The sequence below is a fragment of the Funiculus sociatus GB2-C1 genome (assembly GCF_039962115.1).
GTDB lineage: Bacteria > Cyanobacteriota > Cyanobacteriia > Cyanobacteriales > FACHB-T130 > Funiculus > Funiculus sociatus.
Genome location: NZ_JAMPKJ010000012.1, coordinates 44988 through 63013, shown reverse-complemented (window position 1 = coordinate 63013; position 18026 = coordinate 44988). Strand labels below are relative to the sequence as shown.

Sequence of the window (18026 nt, the reverse complement as noted above, 5' to 3'; positions counted from 1 at the left end):
AAGTCAATATGTATTAAGATAGAAAAGGTAGGCTAAACATCACTTGTATTAGGCGGGAATTGGGAATTAGTGAAGAGAAAAATCCCAGCTTCCCCTAATAAAGAGGGCGAACCTTCCGGCCCGCCCTACAAGAATCATCCTTTGTTTGTGCTGTCCTGAGTATTAAACCTGTGCGGGATTAAAAATGCCCCAATCTTTAATACCCTTATTGCTTAAGATTGCTTCAGCGCGATGAATGTCCTCATCTGAGCCATCTACTATAAGCAAATACTTGCCTAGATGGAGGCGATCGCTATAAGCTCTAGCTTGTTCTTCGGGAATGCCTAAATCGGTCATCGCCTTAACCAAATTATTACTAGCTAATGCTCCCAATCCAGTACCCGCCACGCCAGTAAGTAGCGCCACGCCAAGGGAACCCGCGGCTAAGACTGGGCCTACACCGGGAATAGCTAGACTGGTCAACCCAACTAATACAGTACCCCAGGTAGCGCCTGTGACAGCATCAGCCACCACTCCTGTTGCAGATCCTACATCTTGACTACCAACGCGATCGCTCATCTCCGCACCGCTAAGCTGATCGTTGTGGTCTGCATCTCTAGCAATGACAGAAACTTTGTCCATTGGGAAGTCTGAAGCTTTTAATTCATTGATTCCCTGTTGGGCTTCTTCACGGTTAGAAAATACTCCAATACCATGTATGCGATCGCTTACTTCCATATCTCCCTCCACCTATAAATGCAGAATTACTTTGATATTTTTGTGGTTCTAGTCACGCTTTTTTCCACAGAAACGTTGACTCCACAGCCGTACCTTAAACTTACCTTTACCGGGGTTGTTCTATCTTCCCACCGGAGATACAGCTTACTGTTAATTTAGTCTGTTAAATACAATACAAAAACATTTCTGAAGTAGCAATAGTTGCTCCTCCTCAAGGAAGATGGGAAACCACAAGCAATGTACCTGAGTAGCGTAGGGATATATTTGCTAGCATTGGGATACATCCGACAAGTGGGTGCGATCGCTTCCTACCCTGCTTATTCTATTGCTAGGAAAGCATGAAAGCCAATATATCCAGCACTACCACTTATCTATAATATCTATCTTAAGACACGTTATATTACCTTTTATTTGTTCGCTGTCTTCAAATTTTAATTTGAGAGCCTATGGTTATTTTTTTAAGTTGTAAATTGGCTCCAATTGTTGCCAAAATTCAAAACCATTTGAATCCAAAATTCAAAACACAAAATTTACAATTTTAGCTTTTGATTTCAGTAGGTGCGATTTCCCGTCCTCCATCTCGCCATAGAATCCCACCGACCACAGCAAGAAGCGCACCTAGAATGAGAAATCCGATATCCCAGGCAAGTTCATTAGGCCCAGATTTTACATGATGAATGCCGAGAATGTGGTGGTTAATTATTCCTTCAATTACGTTGAAAGCACCTGCACCAACAAGCAAAGCTCCCCCAAAAGTCTTTGACTTCCCCACAAAATCGCCCCGCAAACCCGCACGCCAGACCAACACGAGTCCAGCTATAGTCATGGCGTATGTGCTGGCATTGAAAAGACCATCCCAGAAGGTATTTACTTCAAAACTGCCGATGTTCGTAGTAGGCTGAACGCTTGTTAGCATATGGTGCCATTGAAGGATTTGATGCAGCATGATGCCATCAAAAAATCCTGCGAAGCCCATCCCAAGAAGGATACCAGCAATAATTAGTAGTCTGTGTTGGTTTTGTTTAGTTTCCATATTTATTAGTTAATTAACACCAGGCTAATATCGACAAAATCGGGGGTGTAGGTAGTCTTACTACATCCTCAACAGTCACAAAAGTATGCCCAGCAATCAGACAGCGTAACGCATTGGTAACGGCGTTGTACTCATCCCAAAGACCGAAGAATCGATAGTGCAGATTATCAGTGATGAGAGATGCGCCTTGAAAACCCGCTCCTCTGTAACTAATACAGTCTATTTAAAAATAGTTTTAGGTTTAAAATTTATAACTTCTTCGTGTGCAAGAGATTGGCTGTGCTTCTAAACTTTCAGATGTGCAACAGCAAGGAATTGTTAAAATGAATAACATTAAAATTTATTTTGTTATCGCAATTTTAATTAATAATAATTATCAATTTAATACTTAATTATAGAAAAGTTTTACTTGGGTTGAGAAAGCCAACAAATACTTATGCGTCTTGGGTGAGATTCCTCTACTCAACCCACTTTCTACATGGCTGGCAATCAGTGCAGAATTATGTCAGCAATTTCCATTTATCCACAAGTTAATGTTCACAAAGGAATTTCGAGCGCGATCGCGTTATCGGCATACTTAGAAAAAAATCACTTTTGTTTGGAAACCCCACCCTCACCGTTTACGGTGAGGGTGGGGTTTCCAAACAATTTGCATCATTGGAATGCTCTAGAGGAATGTAGCGTTGGCGGGAGAGAAAATGCTTAATTTCTCCTCGTTCGTTGTGGATCGGGGCGCAATTCAACTGCACCTTATATTCCTTACCATCCTTGCTGTAGTTTATTGTCTCACCCTGAAATGGTTGTCCCTGTGACAAGTTCCGACGCAATTTCTCTAAGACTGAGCGATCTGTTTTAGCGCCTTGCAGAATACGTGGTGTTTTGCCAATAATCTCTTCGGGAGTATAGCCCGTAATTTTAGTAAAAGTTGGGTTAACAAAGAGAATTCTCGGCCCCGGTTCTTCAAGTTCGGCTGATGTGATAATGATGCACTCTTCAATCTGTTGCACAGCTTCTTTGAGTAACCGCAGTTCTTCTCCTGCTCGCTCAACCAGAGTAATGTCGCGTAGAAGCCAGCGTAGAGCGATCGCTTTGCCTCCCCAGTTGCGGATAGTAGCCACCGTCAGGGACACATCCATAGACTGCTCCCTATCGCGCGATCGCAAATGCACTTTCCACTCCTCAAGCCGATCCACTTGGCAGAGCCGATTTAGTTCCCAACGAAACGCTCGACGCTCTTGTTCGACTACAAACAGAACCAGGGGCTTACCAACCAAGAACCGCTGCGGGACGTTGAGCATCGTCGCCGCAGCGCCGTTTGCCTCTTGAATGACCCCTGCCATATCAGTCACCAGACAGGGATCTGGGATAAATTCCAATAAGTCTTGGTAGCGCTGGCGTTCCCCTTGGGCTACCTGGTGAGCCGCAGCAAGCTTCTGATTTAATAAGCTTAACTGCTCCTGAGCTACTTGAAGTTTTTCCAAAGCAGCATACAGTTCCTCAAAAGATTCTGATACTAGGTTTTGTTGCTGTAAAAGCGATTTACGAGCGCACTCGTTCAAAGTAGCTGCACGCCAGTGTGCAACCTTTATCTCTTGAGAAAATCGATTTAAATTCATATCATTTCTGGCTCCACTTTCTTTATGAACGTCTTTATCTATGTTTATCTGCGGATTTTTCTAAAAAACACATACTAACTGGTTGCTATCCATCAGCTGTTTTCTTCAGTAACGGTGACAGAAAGCCGTAGATTTAAAGATTAGGTGAATGAGTCAGAACCAACCTGTGTAGATAAGATAATCGACTTTTTGTATCCAGCCAAAACAATCCACAATATCACTACAGTTCCGGCTCCACAGCTTTTGGAAAACTTGCAGTATTAGTAGTTTTTCTATTAAGTATTCTTATTGCCCCCTTAACGCTGCTCAATCGCCATTGGAAGCCAATTAGCCAATCTACTACAAATTAACCCTGCTGTTTTATCTATTCGTCTGCCTAAAGGCACGATCCAGTTTTGATTTTATCTGTAAATTTTTATACAAAAGCCTTTGGTGAAGCGTTTTAGGGGCTTGAATACAATACTTCTGGCATAAGCTTGGATCTACGTTAGCCCCTGATAAATTGTTTAAGTTTTGTTAAGGTAAAAAGGAACTTTGGGATGGAATGCGATCGCCATCCCAAACATTAGAAAAATTCCCCTAAAACCAATTACCCTGTCTCATCTGCAAATATTAAACAAAATGCAGCTGGGCAAACAGGGTAATTTAGGTGTTGATTTTAATCTAATTAGATATTCTTAGTAAGCGTAAGACTGATAAACCTCAACTTTGGGTTTTTCATCAACAGATTCGACAATCGGATTAAAACGTAACAAATGGCGGGCGCGTTCCGAGAGGGTATCGTAAGTAGCACGCGGGACATGAATACACACCTCCGGACGATATAGCCAGCGACGGCTATAGCCAATCACCACCATCGGGCGTGGTGTTTCCGTATAGTTAGGAGTACCCCGGTGCAGACCCCGCACATCGCGGATCATCACATCACCCAGTCGCATAGTAATGGGTTCTAACTTTATTTCACCGGACTCCATGCGGCGCAGTCCTTCCTCCTTTGAGATCATGTGCGTACCGCGCACAATCTCCATCGGGCCGTTTTCCAGGGTTATATCTACGAGTGGAAAGTTGACTGCAAGCTGGAAAGCTGGTGTTTCTTCACCAGTTTCCGGGAAAAGTGGCGGCGCATCCCTATGCACATCTTGATATTCAGATCCCAGCAAGGGCGTGTCCGTCGCCAGCTGACACATGACTGCATCTTTGCCTACCAATAGCTCAACAATTGCCAAAATATCGTCATCTTCGTAGATACTGGGGTCAGCAAAGGGAGCGGTGAAGGGAAGGGTGACATAATAGCGGGATGTGCCGCGATTACGCAGCTTACCTTCGCGGGCGATGTGATCCGAGAGCATCGGCGCGAAAGCCTCACGCCAGGAATTGAGTGTTGCTGGAGAGAAGTAATTGGGCAACACGCAATAGCCATCGTTCCAAACTGATTGGGCGAACGATTGGATTTGTTGGTTGTTATAGCGCTTTGTGATCATATTTTGATTTTAGACATTCATATAGCGGCTTGGTAATTGCCTAGACTCCATTTGTAACAACCATTAATAAATACTTCTGCCCATTCAAGCCACTAGGTTTTGCGTTGAAATGAAACTTCATAAACCTAGTATTTTGTAGTGTATTTTAACTTGTGGCTAGATGTCAGCCAGGGACTTCTTTGTATCAAAAATTACACGCCCTCTTAACGTTGAAGCAATTCTTCAGGTAGACGGTGGTGAAAACAATAGCGGTTATGTTGTTGATAGGACAACAGATCAGAACCTGTGGTTAACGCTCCTGGGAGCTTCTACAAGGGTTTGGAAAATAAGGCACTAACTCCTAAGTCTCCGCTAGACTCATGAGCCAGAAGGTACAAACTAATGCGATAAGTCCGGCTATGCAGTAAGCGTAAAGTCTACAGCATACAAGTTCCTTTAGAACTGGGAAGAGAGCTGACGCAGAATGGCCCAAATGCACTTTGCTAGGTTCGCTCCCCGTGAGGGAAGCGTTCCGGGTTGTAGTCGAGCTTTATGCGATCGCGTATGTCACGATTACGCAGCTTCTCGCTATTGTAAAAATCCTTAACATTGCCCTTGGCTTCCACCCAGAAACTCCCAGGCTTTTTTTTTAAACCCATCTAAAAAATATTAGTCTATAGCAGCGCTAAACGATTTGTGAATGCGAGATGCCCGACTTCTCAAAGAAGTCGGGCATCTGTATATATATTCATTACTCTTAAATTTAAAATATCTTACTGAAAAATCAGCTTTATTGCTTTGAATACTAAAACAAACTTGCGATCGCAGCAATTCCCAGAACACACTCTTAAGAGGTGTGTTTTGGGAATTGTCTATCTCAGGCGTTATCTAGGCTGTTGAAATTAAGCGTTTTAATATCAACAGCCAGAATTCGCCACCATAACCTTACTGCCATCCGCACTCGCAGCAGTTTGGATTAACGTTGACGCACAGGTTCTTGACGGTTGCGGAACAAGTTGGCTAAACCGATTAAACCAAGCAAACCTAGCCAGCCCCAGGAATTGCTATCGCGTGTTTCAGAACGAACTCCAGAGTAAGTGGTTGTTCCCGTAGTATCACTAGGAGTTGTCGTCGTGGCATCAGGAGCCGTAGTTGTCCCAGTCGTGGCATCAGGAGCCGTGGTTGTCCCAGTCGTGGCATCAGGAGTTGTCGTGGTACCGTAAGGAGCCGTGGTTGTCCCAGAAGTTGAACCACCTGCACCAGTCGTTCCAGTCGTTCCAGTAGTGCTACCTGCACCAGTCGTTCCAGTAGTGCTATCTGCACCAGTCGTTCCAGTTGTTCCAGTTGTTCCAGTTGTTCCAGTTGTTCCAGTAGTGCTACCTGCACCACCAGTCCCAGTCGTCCCTGTCGTTCCAGTAGTGCTATCTGCACCTGTTATCCCAGTAGTGCTACCTGCACCACCAGTCCCAGTCGTTCCAGTCGTCCCAGTCGTTCCAGTTGTTCCAGTAGTGCTACCTGCACCACCAGTCCCAGTCGTCCCTGTCGTTCCAGTAGTGCTATCTGCACCTGTTATCCCAGTAGTGCTACCTGCACCACCAGTCCCAGTCGTTCCAGTCGTCCCTGTCGTTCCAGTTGTTCCTGTCGTTCCAGTTGTTCCAGTAGTGCTACCTGCACCACCAGTCGTTCCAGTCGTCCCAGTCGTTCCAGTTGTTCCAGTAGTGCTACCTGCACCACCAGTCCCGGAACCCGAACCACCCGCACCACCGCCAGTCTGGGCAGAAGTAGGCACAGCTAAGGGTAGAGTGGCTACAGTTAGGGCAAAAGTACCAGCAAACAAGATTCTGGACAAATGAGAAGGCTTCATAGTAATGTTTTCTCTTAATTTTCTAGAGAGCTGTGGTTTTTGATGTTGCCAACAAGGTATCAGCAAGTTAATTGGCGGTTGAATTGAAAACAGTCATAGGTTTTGCGATCGCGCAGCACCGATTCAGGAAAATTCTTGTTTTGATTAGGGTTGGAATGGCCAGAGGTATTTGCTGTTTTTGTCCAAATTTATCCTATGTAAAGCAGAGTAACTGCTATTGTTTGCCACCACTCCTACCCAAAGAGAGACTTAGTTATACCTAAAGAATTGACCTGATATTAACTTAAGCTGTGCTTCTGGATACAATAAATACTGTAGGCAGCCTGATTGACTGACAAAACTCCTAAAACCCTTGAAAAATCGTAGGTTGGGTAGAACGTAAGCGAAACTTAACGAACTGCACCAGTGCTGCGTAGAGTTCACGAAACCCAGCCTACACATCCGAGATTTGTCAGTCAATCAGGTAGGCAGCTGCGCTATCAAGGTCAGTAGCTCACCAAAAATTACCTTAGCTATATGCCAATACGGTGTACTTAATGTTCAGATTTTTAGCTTTAAGTGAACCGTATTGAGCTATATGCTGGGGTTATTTCATTGGGGGCATACTTTCAAAGTACGCCCTTCACAACGAGAGAAAATTAGAAATCCAATTACCTTTCGGCTTGGCGGACAGATCGCACGACGGCGGAACCTGCGCGATCGCCCATCAGTTTCTCTTGGTCATACCCTAGCACCAGCTGCCAGGCTTCACCTGGGTATTGTTCCGCTAGAGGCAAAGCTACATCATCTAACATCCATTGTCCGTGGCGTTCGTCTTCCTTAATGTGCAGTTCCCAATAACCCATCGCCGCTGCTGATAGTTGCAACCGTTGCGCTGCGGCTAAATAGTTTCTGTACCATGAAGGGCCAGCCACTTCAAAATAGGTCAGTCCACCACAGTAGCGTAAGAAGTAGATTTTGCGCTCAGTCACGAGAAAGTTATGATTATCGCAAGCCAGCACTTCCCAAGGTACTAAATCAAAGTATGCCTCTGGTTCGGTGTTCATCCCAAACTCGTTAAGCATCTGGGCAAAAAATGTAGAATGCTTGCGAGTATAACGACCATTACCGTACTCTTCTAGCAGCACTTTGGTGAGCGTACACTGTACCTCATTTGCCGCACCACCCAGGATGCGAGACAGACGGCTGCCTTCGACTAAGCCATCAAAGGAACCAATTGCCAGCAGGTGACGATAACCTGCCTCAGTCATCTGTTCCCGCAGATAGCGACTATCATCCGACAAAGATGGATCGAGATCGGCAGCGACACGATCAATTAGCGCTTGCTTAGGATCAAGTTTTTGCAGTGCTGCTACGTCAATTTGGGCTATTTCCCATTCTTGCCAAGCTTCCTCAATTTGGTCGCGCACTAATTGCAAGTAGATAGACCGCTCGTTAGTGTAGTGTCGCAGATCGTCGTACCAAAACAGTTTGAGGCGATTAATGCGATAAAGTATACGCTGTAAAAAGCGGTGTGCGGCATTATCGCCCGGTGCGTCTTCATATGCACTTTTCAGGGCCGCTCCCATTGCCGTTTCAAAGTCAGTAGCGATCGCTGGTTGTGCTTGTATTTTCTTGTCTAAATCTTCCATTTCGAGCAGATTTATAAATTGCTGCTCGGCTCGATCGTAATTTGTGGATTTTAATTGAGTTGTTGGCGTACTTTTCGCCTTAAAGTTAGTAAGCGAATTCATAATACTGGGTCTATTCCTTTGTTACTCTTACAATCCGCAGATAACGTTTATTCGGTTCAGATATTTACATTAATTAATAATAAAATTTATAAATTTTATTCCTAACTTCCTAAAGATGGAACCTTTTGTCAGTCTGTAGATGGAAATAAAAAAAACTATTAAATGCTAGTAAAACCAGATGATGCGTCAGGTTGCAGCTCACAACTAGACTAGAAAGTGTATACCAAAGGAAGATGTTGAGATAAGTCTATGCAAACGGCTGCGATCGCATTGCCTTCAACTCTCGAATTGAAAATCGATTTGACTGATGAGCAGTTTTGGAAGCTGTGTCAGAACAACCGCGATTATAGATTTGAGCGCACGGCATCGGGAGAATTAATTATTATGCCACCTACAGGTAGCGAAACTGGCAACCATAACTTTGATATTGCAGTAGAGTTAGGAATCTGGAACAAACAGACGAATCTAGGCAAAGGCTTTGACTCTTCAAGTGGCTTCACACTGCCTAATGGCGCAAATCGTTCCCCTGATGCGTCTTGGATTCGTTGCGATCGCTGGGATGCTTTAACCGCCGAAGAACAACAGAGATTTGCTCCCATCTGTCCCGATTTTGTGATTGAGTTGCGATCCAAGAGTGATTCTCTCAAAGAATTGCAAGAGAAAATGCAAGAGTACATGGAAAATGGCGCTAGATTGGGTTGGTTGATAGACCGAAAAAACCAGCACGTGGAAATCTATCGTCAAGGTCAGGATGTGGAAATTCTAGAAAATCCGGCAACTTTATCAGGGGAAGATGTTTTACCTGGATTTGTATTAGATTTAAAACAAATTATGTAGTTTTATTTAGACGCGCTAATACTCTTTTTTAAGAAAGCGATCACCTGTCTATGTGAATAAATGTTATCAACAGCAGAGAGTGTGATTCTCTAAAAAGAAAAGTCTTGTAAAATTTTGCAATTCGATACAATGAAATAATGCTCGACTTAAATACCTTATCCGAATTCTCGCGCACCCACTGTATCGCCATTTGTGCGTTTCTGGTTCCAGCCAACTTGGTTGCTACCACGCTGACAGTAGTTGCCGCTGCACGCCGTCGTCCGCCAGTCCAAGTATGGCGGAGTGCGATCGCGGCAATTTGCTTTGCTTTAGTAATGGTGTTCCACGTCTGGACTTGGTTCCAGATAGGCGTGGTGATGGCTCCTACCTACATCCTGCTGTGGCTGGGAAGCACTTGTCTTGTCGCCAGCCTAGCAGCGATCGCCTACAATCACCACACCACTCGCTCAAGCCGCAACTACGCCATTGCACCAACTGCTGCTAACAATCCTTGAAACAGTTTTATGCCATCAGTGCCGCCCAGCATAGCGTCTGAGGCGCGTTCTGGGTGCGGCATCATTCCCAGCACATTTCCCTTAATATTGCAAATCCCGGCAATATTATTTATAGAACCGTTGGGATTGTCTCCTTCATAGCGGAAGACGACTTGATTGTTATCTTCCAACTTTGCCAGAGTATCGGCATCGGCGTAATATTGACCTTCGCCGTGGGCAATTGGTAATGTGATAACTTGCCCAGATTTGTATTCTTGCGTCCAAGAGAGATTAGTGCGTTCAACTTTGACAGGAGAGCGATCGCAAATAAAATGCAAATCCCGATTTCGTACCAAAGCCCCAGGTAACAATCCCGCCTCAGTTAGTACCTGAAAACCGTTGCAAATACCCAAGACAAACTTACCCTGTGAGGCGTGTTCGATTGTTGCTTTCATTACTGGGGAGAAACGAGCGATCGCGCCGCAACGCAGATAATCCCCGTAGCTGAAACCACCCGGAATCACCACCACATCTAAATCAGAAATATCAGTTTCTTCATGCCAAACCATTCGCGTCGGCTGAGAAAGCAAATCGCGAGTCACATAGGCGACATCGCGATCGCAATTTGAACCCGGAAAAACCACAACCCCAAATTTCATTTTTTTTCCTTCTCCCAAAAACCCTCCTTCCTCTTAGCCCCTCCCCGTTGACGGGGAGGGGTTGGGGTGGGGTGAAAAACCTAAATCACGCCTGTCTGCGCTTCCACCTCAATTAATTCAAACCGATAATTTTCAATTACCGGATTTGCCAACAATTGATCGCACATCCGATCTAACTGCTGACGCGCCTCATCCTCCTCAGATGCCGTTACCATCAGCTCAATGTACTTCCCGATTCGCACCTGCTCGACATTTTCATATCCCAAATGCTGCAAACTCGACTGTACCGCCGTGCCAGCTGGATCGAGAACCGAAGGTCGGAGCGTCACGTAAATTTTAGCCTGATATTTCAGATTCACAGACGATTCCCCAATTTTTCACTTCCAATGTCACAGATGTACTATTTTAAAGCTGGACGGGTGCAAGATGGGTGATCTTTCGATGATCTAACGTGGAAATAGAGACTGTTATCAGTTAAAACCTGAAAAGATTAAGAATATCTAAACCAGATGAGACCATGAAAGCCCAACGCACCCGCAGTCAGGATCGGATTCTGAACCTGCTCAAGACAATGAACCGAGCTGTCTCAGCTCAGGATATCTATGTAGAACTTCGCAATCGCGATCAGAGTATGGGTTTAGCAACAGTTTATCGCTCTTTGGAAGCTTTGAAACTAGAAGGCGTAGTGCAGGTGCGGACGTTGGCTAGTGGCGAATCGCTCTACAGCAGTGTCCAGCAAGACAAGCATCACCTGACTTGTTTGCAGTGTGGAGACTCAATCCCCATCAACGAATGCCCAGTTCATAATCTGGAGACGCAGTTGCAACAGTCGCACTCCTTTAAGATTTTTTACCACACGCTGGAGTTTTTTGGACTATGCGATCGCTGCTCTATTGCTCCTGTTGCTAGTGAAAACGCTAACTGAAGAATAGCTAATGGCTAATTGTTCATCGCCATTAGCCATTAACTAATTAAGCGTCTTCGTCTAAATCTAAAAATTGCGGCTGATTAGATTCTCCCACAAGCGAGCGAAGTCCCTCCAAAGTACCAGGAATGCTGCGGGGATCCATAAACATCACCTTGCTGCTGTCACTCTTGCCAATCGTCGTCCCCATTTCGATATAATTTTGGGCTACTAAGAATTGCAGAGCTTCTTGGGCATTGGCATCAGTTTTGAGGATTTTTGAAATCACTTGCATCGCCTCAGCTGTAGCCTGAGCTTTAAGAACTTGCTGTTGACGTTCGGCTTGAGCTTTGAGAATGATTGTTTTTTGTTGACCCTCCGCCTCCAGAATTGCAGATTTTTGACGAGCTTCTGCGTCTAAAACTTGCGCTTCAGCCTTACCTCTAGCAGAGTTAACTGCTGATTCTCGTTCGCCTTCAGATGTCAGAATTGCCGCCCGTTTGCGACGTTCTGCCGACATTTGTAATTCCATCGATTCCTGTACCGCCTTGGAAGGAACAATATCTCTCAGTTCTACCCGCGTGACTTTCACTCCCCAAGGATCGGTAGCTTCGTCTAAATCTCTGAGCAGAATTTCATTGATTTGAGAACGGGCTGTAAAGGTTTCATCTAGTTCCAATCTACCCATTTCTGAGCGAATTTGAGTTAATACTAAATTCACCATTGCTGACTGGAGATTTTCCACTTTATAGTAAGCTTTCTCTAAATCCAAAATTCGCCAGTAAACTACGGCGTCAGCAGTCATAGAAACGTTGTCGCGGGTAATACATTGTTGGGGAGGAATGTCTAAAACTCTCTCCCGAACGGTTGCTTGATAAGCGACTCTTTCATAAACTGGAATAACGAAATTTAGACCGGGCTTGAGCTTCTTACCGTTATATTTACCCAAAGTTTCCACTAAAGCTTCGTTTCCTTGGGTCACAATTTTGACACCAGAGAGGGCAGAACCACCCAGGACTAAAGCTATCAATAAACTAAAAAATGATTCCATTTTAAACCTCGTTCTTTGTAACTCGTCCGATTAGAATACTAGGGCTATGACTTCAACAGATTTGCTGGCAGCACAATCAGAGTTGTGCCTTCGCGTCCCACAATGTAAACTTTTTGATTGGGAGCGATCGCTAGTTTCTCATCCCCACACCTTGCCCGCCAAGAACTACCTTCGTATAGAACCCTACCTGTCTCTCCTGGCAAAATCTCTGAAACGGTTTGAGCCTCGGTAGCATTTTCAATAGACGATACCCGACGCTTCGGCATCAAGCGATGGCTGAGGTAGACGAAAGCAGTCGAAAGCACCAGCCAAAGCGCCACCTGAAAAGCCCCCTTCAGTGGTAGCACCATCGTAACCAGCGCCACCACAAAAGCGCCCATGCCCATCATAAAGGCGGTAAAAGCCGTTGGGACAAACAGTTCTACCAAGCAAAGCATTGCCCCTACTATTAACCAAAACATAGTCAGGTTCAATCCAAAGAAGCTTCCCAGCAACCCCATAAGTGGAGAGGTATTTATTTGCCTTACCAGTAACCAGATCGTCATAAAACTCAATCCCTTCTTGATAGCAGGCGTGAGTGTAGTTATTGAGGTACAATCCACTATTCCACTCTAGCCAGTTAGGATTGGAAGACATCGTGACTTTATTATTTACTACAACACTTCATCTATGTTTCCGAGGAAAAAACTCAATTTTTCTTATTGACAGTATGATTTAAGATTTTTGTATAAAAACTTTAATTTATGAACAGTTCCCAATTTCAACGCGAACCGAAGGACATTCTCTCAGGACATCGCTATCTTTGGGCAGCTAACCCAGCCGCAGCAACGATCCCACCTGGCGAGTTAGTACAAGGCAGATATCAGGTTGTTGCACCTCAAATTTGGCGGGATACCCTTCCCGAACAGCCGCCTCACCCCGAACAGCTGCCAAACAGCGTTTACCCTTACCTACATTTGTATCCCCAGCGCCTCCACGTCCCGGAGGCTTATGGATACGCTGTGCTAGAAACTTCGACTGCTGCTGTCGAAATTCTGTTACTGGATGCGCCAATAGATGCGACTGGCAAGCTTGTCCCTTCTTTGGTGGAAGCTTTGCCGCAAGCACCAGCAGTGCGTCAGATTTATTGGCTTTGGCAAATTTTGGAGCTTTGGAAACCTTTAGCAGATAATGGTGTACTTTATAGCCTTTTAGTGGAAGACAATCTCCGGGTAGACGGCTGGCGAGTGCGCCTATTGGAACTTTACGCCGATCCAGTCGAAGACACGGGTATAGGATTTTCCCCAACACACAACGGTAATGGTGCATCAGACAAGTCTGATATTGTTACCCAAGCGTTTGTGGAACTGCCACTGGAAGAAAGCGCAACTTTTGTTCCTAGTCTCTATCACCTGGGTTCGTTATGGGCTAGATGGTGTAGATTGATACACGTATCGGTGGCGACGCAGGTTTTAGAGATATGCGAACAGATGCAAGCCGGGAATACTTCCGAGAAAGCGATCGCCCAAAAGCTGAATCAGCTATTACTGGAACAAGCCGCCCTTTTGCCCTTGCGCTTACGGGTTGCTGGAGCAACAGATACTGGCCCTCAGCGCGACCACAACGAAGATACTTGCTATCCCACAGTACAGGATTCAAAAGCAGACTACACTTCTCTGAATGACCCACTGCTTCCCCACTTGACCATCGTTTGCGATGGAATTGGCGGTCACGAAGGCGGAGAAGTTGCCAGCCTTCTAGCAGTACAATCCCTGAAGTTGCAAGTGCGGGCGCTTCTGGCGGAGGTGGCAGAACAGACAGAAATCGTGCAGCCTGAACTCCTGAAGGAGCAGCTGGCAGCAAGTATCAGAGTGGTGAATAACCTGATTTCCTCCCGAAATGACGAACAAGGCAGAGAGTCCCGGCGGCGCATGGGAACGACGCTAGTTATGGCGCTTCAGCTGCCACAAAAGGTTAGTCCCAACCCGCAAACCTTATTAGACAACGCCCACGAACTCTACATCGCCAATGTTGGGGATAGCCGCGCCTACTGGATTACTCCCCATTCCTGTCAGCAGCTGACTGTAGACGATGATGTTGCTTCCAGGGAGGTGCGCTTGGGGCGCAGTTTCTACCGCGAGGCATTACAGCGCCCCGATTCTGGCGCACTTACGCAGGCGTTGGGTACGCGGGATGCTGAGTTTTTGCGTCCCAACGTGCAACGGTTCATTGTGGAAGAAGACGGCTTATTGCTGCTGTGTTCTGATGGTCTAAGCGATAACAACTGGGTTGAGCAATCTTGGGCGGATTTCGTGGAGCCTATTATGCAAAGCAAGATTCCCCTAGAGGCAGCGGTTCAGTCCTGGATTGAGTTGGCTAATCAAAGGAATGGTCACGATAATACTTCTGTGGTAATTACTTACTGCCGTGTTTCGCCAGAGTATCCGGTGTTACTCAACCTTGGGGAGATAGGCAGTAAAGCTCTAATGCCAAAAGTCAACCTGCAACCTGAGATTGTCGAAGGGGCAGTTTACGCTGAGGCTGTGCCTTCTCAAGAAGTTCCGGTTACGGCAACGCCACGACAGCGCCGCCATAAAACTTTAGCTTTATGGTTGGGGTTATTGCTGCTGCTGATTGGAGGCAGTATTGCTGGGTTGTACGCTTGGCGGAAATATGATGAACGGGGGTTCAATCAAATGCGCGATCGCGTTTTTCCACCCTCAGCCCAGCCTCTACCCTCGCCAGATGCTGTCTCCCCATCACCGCTACCACCACCATCACCACAGGATTCTCCCTCCCCAATACCGTCAGTTCCGCCACCACCAAGTAGCTAGGGACTGGGTACTGGGTACTTGGGGGCTGGGGACTGGGTACTGGGGGCTGGTACTGGGGACTGGGGCCTGGGTGAAGAATCTTCAAGGGTTCCCAATCCCCAATCCCTAATCCCCAATCCCTAATCCCCTTAGTACCTTCCTGTGCAAAAATATAAAATTGTTCAAAATAGCACTTTGCTGGACGCTGGGTAGAGAGAAGCCGCTGGATAGGCAATGCTCCCAGTTCAATGTTGTGGAAGCGGGAATCCCCGCTTGCAGACTGCACCAGTTTGGCTCAGATACCCAGCCGGAGATTGTAAGAATGAAAGTTGGCGATCGCGTTCGCGTCATCAAATCTGTAATTGTTTATCACCATCCTGAAAACAGGGGTAAACCTTTTGATGTCAAGGATCGGGAAGGTGAAGTTATCGGGTTTGCAAATGAATTACACGGCAAACCCATAAGCGCTAACCTTCCCGTTGTAATCCAGTTTGAGAAAAAATTTAGAGGTCATTTCCGCGAAGATGAAATAGAAATCATCGAGTAGGCTAATGGCTAATGGCTAATGGCTAATTGTTGAGTGCTATTAGCCATTAGCCATTTACCTCTTACGGCGATTAAACCAGCCGAATATGTTGATGTCACCCCGCATTTTCTGCAACTCTTTGCGGTTACTTTCGGCCGTCATGTAATACCATTCGGAGTAAGATTTTAACTCTTCCCGGTATTGGACTTCTCGGTAAAAATCGTGAGTTGCGCGATATGTGGCAAAGACTTCAGCAGCTGGTTGAGTCCCAAGGATAATTCTTAGTATCTTTTGTGACATGATGATTAGGGGCTATTTATTTTGGATTTTGAATTCAATCTAAAATCTAAAATCCAAAATTGATTAAAGCCAGCCTCTTAGGCGATAGATTACTATTCCAATGTATTCTTTTAAAGCTCTGGTTGACCGCTGTAACCTTTCCGCGTCTGGTAGAACATTCAGCACTGTAGATTGGATGCTGCTGTTGGGTTCGCGTAATTCGGCTTGTGTTACCAGAAAGTCGGTAGGTGCTGCGATCGCTTCTATTCCCTGACGCTTGAAAATCAGCAGCGATCGCGGCATATGAAATGCTGAAGTAACTAATAATACCCGACCAATCCCTCGCGATCGCAGGATTTGCCGCACATTCACTGCATTTTCGTAGGTGTTGAGCGAAGTGGGATCTTGGAGAATAGCATCTTTTGGGACACCCAATGTTTCCAATATTACCGCCATATCCCCTGACTCCGACGCTCCAGATCGTCGCCAGTCAATACGTCCCCCACTGGCAATTACCAGAGGCGCTTTGCCCTTGCGATATAACTCGGCACCATACAGGACGCGATCGCCTTCTTCGCTCAAATCGACACCGGAACGGGGTGGCGAAGCTGGCTTAGTAGCGCCTCCCAAGATGACGATGGCTTCTGCCGATGGGAGTTCTGCGGCTGGGAGATTTTGCCATTCCAGGCTTCGCATCAAAGCGTTACTCACCCAGCCATTACTCCCCACCAGTAGAGCAATCAGAGCCAAAGAAATCGGTATAGGAGTCCAGCGCGATCGCTTCCACCACAATACAAGTGCCACAACCATCAGCACGCAGGCAAATCCCAAAGGGTAGAAAAATAGCGGTAGCAGTTTCGAGAGAAATAAAAACATAAAAGGTTAAATAGCAGCAACCAACAGAGGGGATTCAGCGCATAAAACTGACAGCCCTCATCAGAGAGAAGTATAAGAGGTCTAGAGGGGAATGGAAAATTAGCCATTAGCCTAGTTGATATCTTCTCTCACCACTCCCTCAATTTCTAGAATCAAATCGGCACCATAAACTTTAGAGGGTGTTTGAAAACCTACACTCACCTGTCCGGCAAGCACCTTGGTTACAATTGCCAAAGCCGTCATTGAAGTGAGAGTATAACCTTCCGGGCATTGTAGCCGCGATCGCTTGCTTGAGCCAGAATCTGACACCTCTCCCCACAGCCTAGTTACACCTTCCTTTCTCTGTGCATCTGTTGGCCCTGGCGCTTGAGATTGAATTAGACGTTTCTGAAAATTCTGTACTATAGGCAACCCCAGCAACCAGCCGAGATATCGACTTGCCACCATAGCCCGATAAGCGGATTCGGAGACAGCGGTATAAACCTCAATGTTGGGAATCCCTGTGCTGTAAAAGGCTGTAGATACGTCTCCCCAAGGAATTGTCGTAGTTAAGACTGCACCTTGTCCAAAATCAATCATCCGAGTTTTCCAGGCAGCAGGAACCGGAGTAAGAACCCCACCACGCCGCACCAAACCGCCTTTATCCTGCGCCTCCACCATCGTCGTTGCAGTTCCTCTCGACATATTACCTGCCGTGAAACCAAGGGCGAGATGTGTTGCTGAGGGCATCTGTGCTTTGAGGTAAGATGCTAGACAATCAGAGGGGACGACATCAAAGCCTACGCCAGGAAGCAGCATCACTCCGGCGGCCTTGGCTTCAGCATCTTTGGCAGCCGCTGCCTCAAAGACTGCGACTTCCCCGGTAATATCCAAGTAGTGAGTTTTTGTCCGCAAGCACCCTTCAACCATTGGCTGTGAGGTTTTGGAGAAGGGGCCAGCACAGTGCAGTACGGCTGCTACATCCCCTAAAGCCGCATCCAGGGCAACCGAATTGTCTAAACTAAAGGCGCGGTGTTCTAAACCAAGCGATGTCGCTAGCGGCTCCAATTTATCGGTATTGCGTCCAGCTAGGATAGGGCGTAACCCTTGCTGCACCGCTAATTTGGCGATGAGGGTTCCGGTATAGCCGTTAGCACCGTATAACAAAAAGTTTGATGACATTGGTAAAGGTGTAGATACATGCCAGACAGAACGCATCCCGCTTTG

19 protein-coding genes are annotated in these 18026 nt (G+C 46.1%); 5 read left to right on the top strand and 14 right to left on the bottom strand.

Translation table 11 applies throughout. From position 1 onward, the window contains the following. Window positions 1-162: 162 nt before the first annotated feature. From NDI42_RS08515 to NDI42_RS08485, 7 genes are all read right to left on the bottom strand, one after another. Window positions 163-717, bottom strand: coding sequence for a general stress protein (locus tag NDI42_RS08515; protein ID WP_190421216.1), 555 nt, complete (start codon window positions 715-717; stop codon window positions 163-165). Window positions 718-1255: 538 nt separating this feature from the next. Continuing rightward, the gene (locus tag NDI42_RS08510; RefSeq protein WP_190458098.1) at window positions 1256-1750 is read right to left on the bottom strand and encodes a DUF2243 domain-containing protein; all 495 of its coding nucleotides are present in this window, start codon (window positions 1748-1750) and stop codon (window positions 1256-1258) included. A gap of 620 nt (window positions 1751-2370) precedes the next feature. Continuing rightward, window positions 2371-3366, bottom strand: a complete 996-nt coding sequence (locus NDI42_RS08505; RefSeq protein ID WP_190458097.1) for a PAS domain-containing protein — start codon at window positions 3364-3366, stop codon at window positions 2371-2373. A gap of 677 nt (window positions 3367-4043) precedes the next feature. Then, window positions 4044-4847 carry a phytanoyl-CoA dioxygenase family protein gene (locus tag NDI42_RS08500; RefSeq protein ID WP_190458094.1) on the bottom strand — a complete coding sequence of 268 codons (804 nt, stop codon included), beginning with the start codon at window positions 4845-4847 and terminating at the stop codon, window positions 4044-4046. Window positions 4848-5329: 482 nt separating this feature from the next. Beyond that, window positions 5330-5485 (bottom strand): hypothetical protein, encoded by a 156-nt coding sequence (locus NDI42_RS08495; RefSeq protein ID WP_190458092.1) that lies wholly within the window; start codon window positions 5483-5485, stop codon window positions 5330-5332. Between the two features lie 317 nt (window positions 5486-5802). Next, entirely contained in the window at window positions 5803-6690 is an 888-nt protein-coding gene (locus NDI42_RS08490; RefSeq protein WP_190458091.1) for a WGxxGxxG-CTERM domain-containing protein, read from the bottom strand. A gap of 650 nt (window positions 6691-7340) precedes the next feature. Then, window positions 7341-8423, bottom strand: coding sequence for an iron-containing redox enzyme family protein (locus tag NDI42_RS08485; RefSeq protein ID WP_190458090.1), 1083 nt, complete (start codon window positions 8421-8423; stop codon window positions 7341-7343). A gap of 249 nt (window positions 8424-8672) precedes the next feature. On the opposite strand from NDI42_RS08485, the gene NDI42_RS08480 reads away from it, so the two are divergent. Both NDI42_RS08480 and NDI42_RS08475 read left to right on the top strand, forming a co-directional pair. Next, window positions 8673-9260 carry a Uma2 family endonuclease gene (locus tag NDI42_RS08480; protein WP_190458088.1) on the top strand — a complete coding sequence of 196 codons (588 nt, stop codon included), beginning with the start codon at window positions 8673-8675 and terminating at the stop codon, window positions 9258-9260. A 137-nt stretch (window positions 9261-9397) separates the two neighbouring features. Further along, a complete protein-coding gene (locus tag NDI42_RS08475; RefSeq protein ID WP_190458086.1) occupies window positions 9398-9754 on the top strand; it encodes a hypothetical protein in 357 nt (118 codons plus the stop codon). Here the strand turns inward: NDI42_RS08475 and purQ are convergent. Both purQ and purS read right to left on the bottom strand, forming a co-directional pair. Continuing rightward, on the bottom strand, window positions 9718-10392 hold the full coding sequence (gene purQ / locus NDI42_RS08470) for a phosphoribosylformylglycinamidine synthase subunit PurQ (protein WP_190458084.1): 675 nt from the start codon (window positions 10390-10392) through the stop codon (window positions 9718-9720). The genes NDI42_RS08475 and purQ overlap by 37 nt on opposite strands. 80 nt (window positions 10393-10472) lie before the next feature. Further along, window positions 10473-10751 (bottom strand): phosphoribosylformylglycinamidine synthase subunit PurS, encoded by a 279-nt coding sequence (gene purS / locus NDI42_RS08465; protein WP_190421235.1) that lies wholly within the window; start codon window positions 10749-10751, stop codon window positions 10473-10475. A 158-nt stretch (window positions 10752-10909) separates the two neighbouring features. Between purS and NDI42_RS08460 the strand changes: the two genes are divergently transcribed. Continuing rightward, complete coding sequence (locus tag NDI42_RS08460) at window positions 10910-11317, top strand: Fur family transcriptional regulator (protein WP_190458082.1); 408 nt, start codon at window positions 10910-10912, stop codon at window positions 11315-11317. Between the two features lie 46 nt (window positions 11318-11363). On the opposite strand, the gene NDI42_RS08455 is transcribed toward NDI42_RS08460, so the two are convergent. Further along, window positions 11364-12347 carry an SPFH domain-containing protein gene (locus NDI42_RS08455; RefSeq protein WP_190458081.1) on the bottom strand — a complete coding sequence of 328 codons (984 nt, stop codon included), beginning with the start codon at window positions 12345-12347 and terminating at the stop codon, window positions 11364-11366. A gap of 44 nt (window positions 12348-12391) precedes the next feature. Then, window positions 12392-12808 (bottom strand): NfeD family protein, encoded by a 417-nt coding sequence (locus NDI42_RS08450; protein WP_190421298.1) that lies wholly within the window; start codon window positions 12806-12808, stop codon window positions 12392-12394. A gap of 282 nt (window positions 12809-13090) precedes the next feature. On the opposite strand from NDI42_RS08450, the gene NDI42_RS08445 reads away from it, so the two are divergent. Together NDI42_RS08445 and NDI42_RS08440 are read left to right on the top strand one after the other, a co-directional pair. Beyond that, window positions 13091-15160, top strand: coding sequence for a PP2C family protein-serine/threonine phosphatase (locus NDI42_RS08445; RefSeq protein WP_190458079.1), 2070 nt, complete (start codon window positions 13091-13093; stop codon window positions 15158-15160). A gap of 301 nt (window positions 15161-15461) precedes the next feature. Further along, the gene (locus tag NDI42_RS08440) at window positions 15462-15686 is read left to right on the top strand and encodes a ferredoxin-thioredoxin reductase variable chain (RefSeq protein ID WP_190421300.1); all 225 of its coding nucleotides are present in this window, start codon (window positions 15462-15464) and stop codon (window positions 15684-15686) included. A 54-nt stretch (window positions 15687-15740) separates the two neighbouring features. Here NDI42_RS08440 and NDI42_RS08435 read toward each other — a convergent pair whose 3' ends face one another. From NDI42_RS08435 to NDI42_RS08425, 3 genes are all read right to left on the bottom strand, one after another. Further along, window positions 15741-15965, bottom strand: coding sequence for a hypothetical protein (locus NDI42_RS08435; RefSeq protein WP_190458077.1), 225 nt, complete (start codon window positions 15963-15965; stop codon window positions 15741-15743). A 63-nt stretch (window positions 15966-16028) separates the two neighbouring features. Further along, on the bottom strand, window positions 16029-16820 hold the full coding sequence (locus NDI42_RS08430; protein ID WP_190458076.1) for a YdcF family protein: 792 nt from the start codon (window positions 16818-16820) through the stop codon (window positions 16029-16031). A gap of 111 nt (window positions 16821-16931) precedes the next feature. Then, window positions 16932-17981, bottom strand: a complete 1050-nt coding sequence (locus tag NDI42_RS08425; protein ID WP_190458074.1) for a saccharopine dehydrogenase family protein — start codon at window positions 17979-17981, stop codon at window positions 16932-16934. Window positions 17982-18026: the final 45 nt, after the last annotated feature.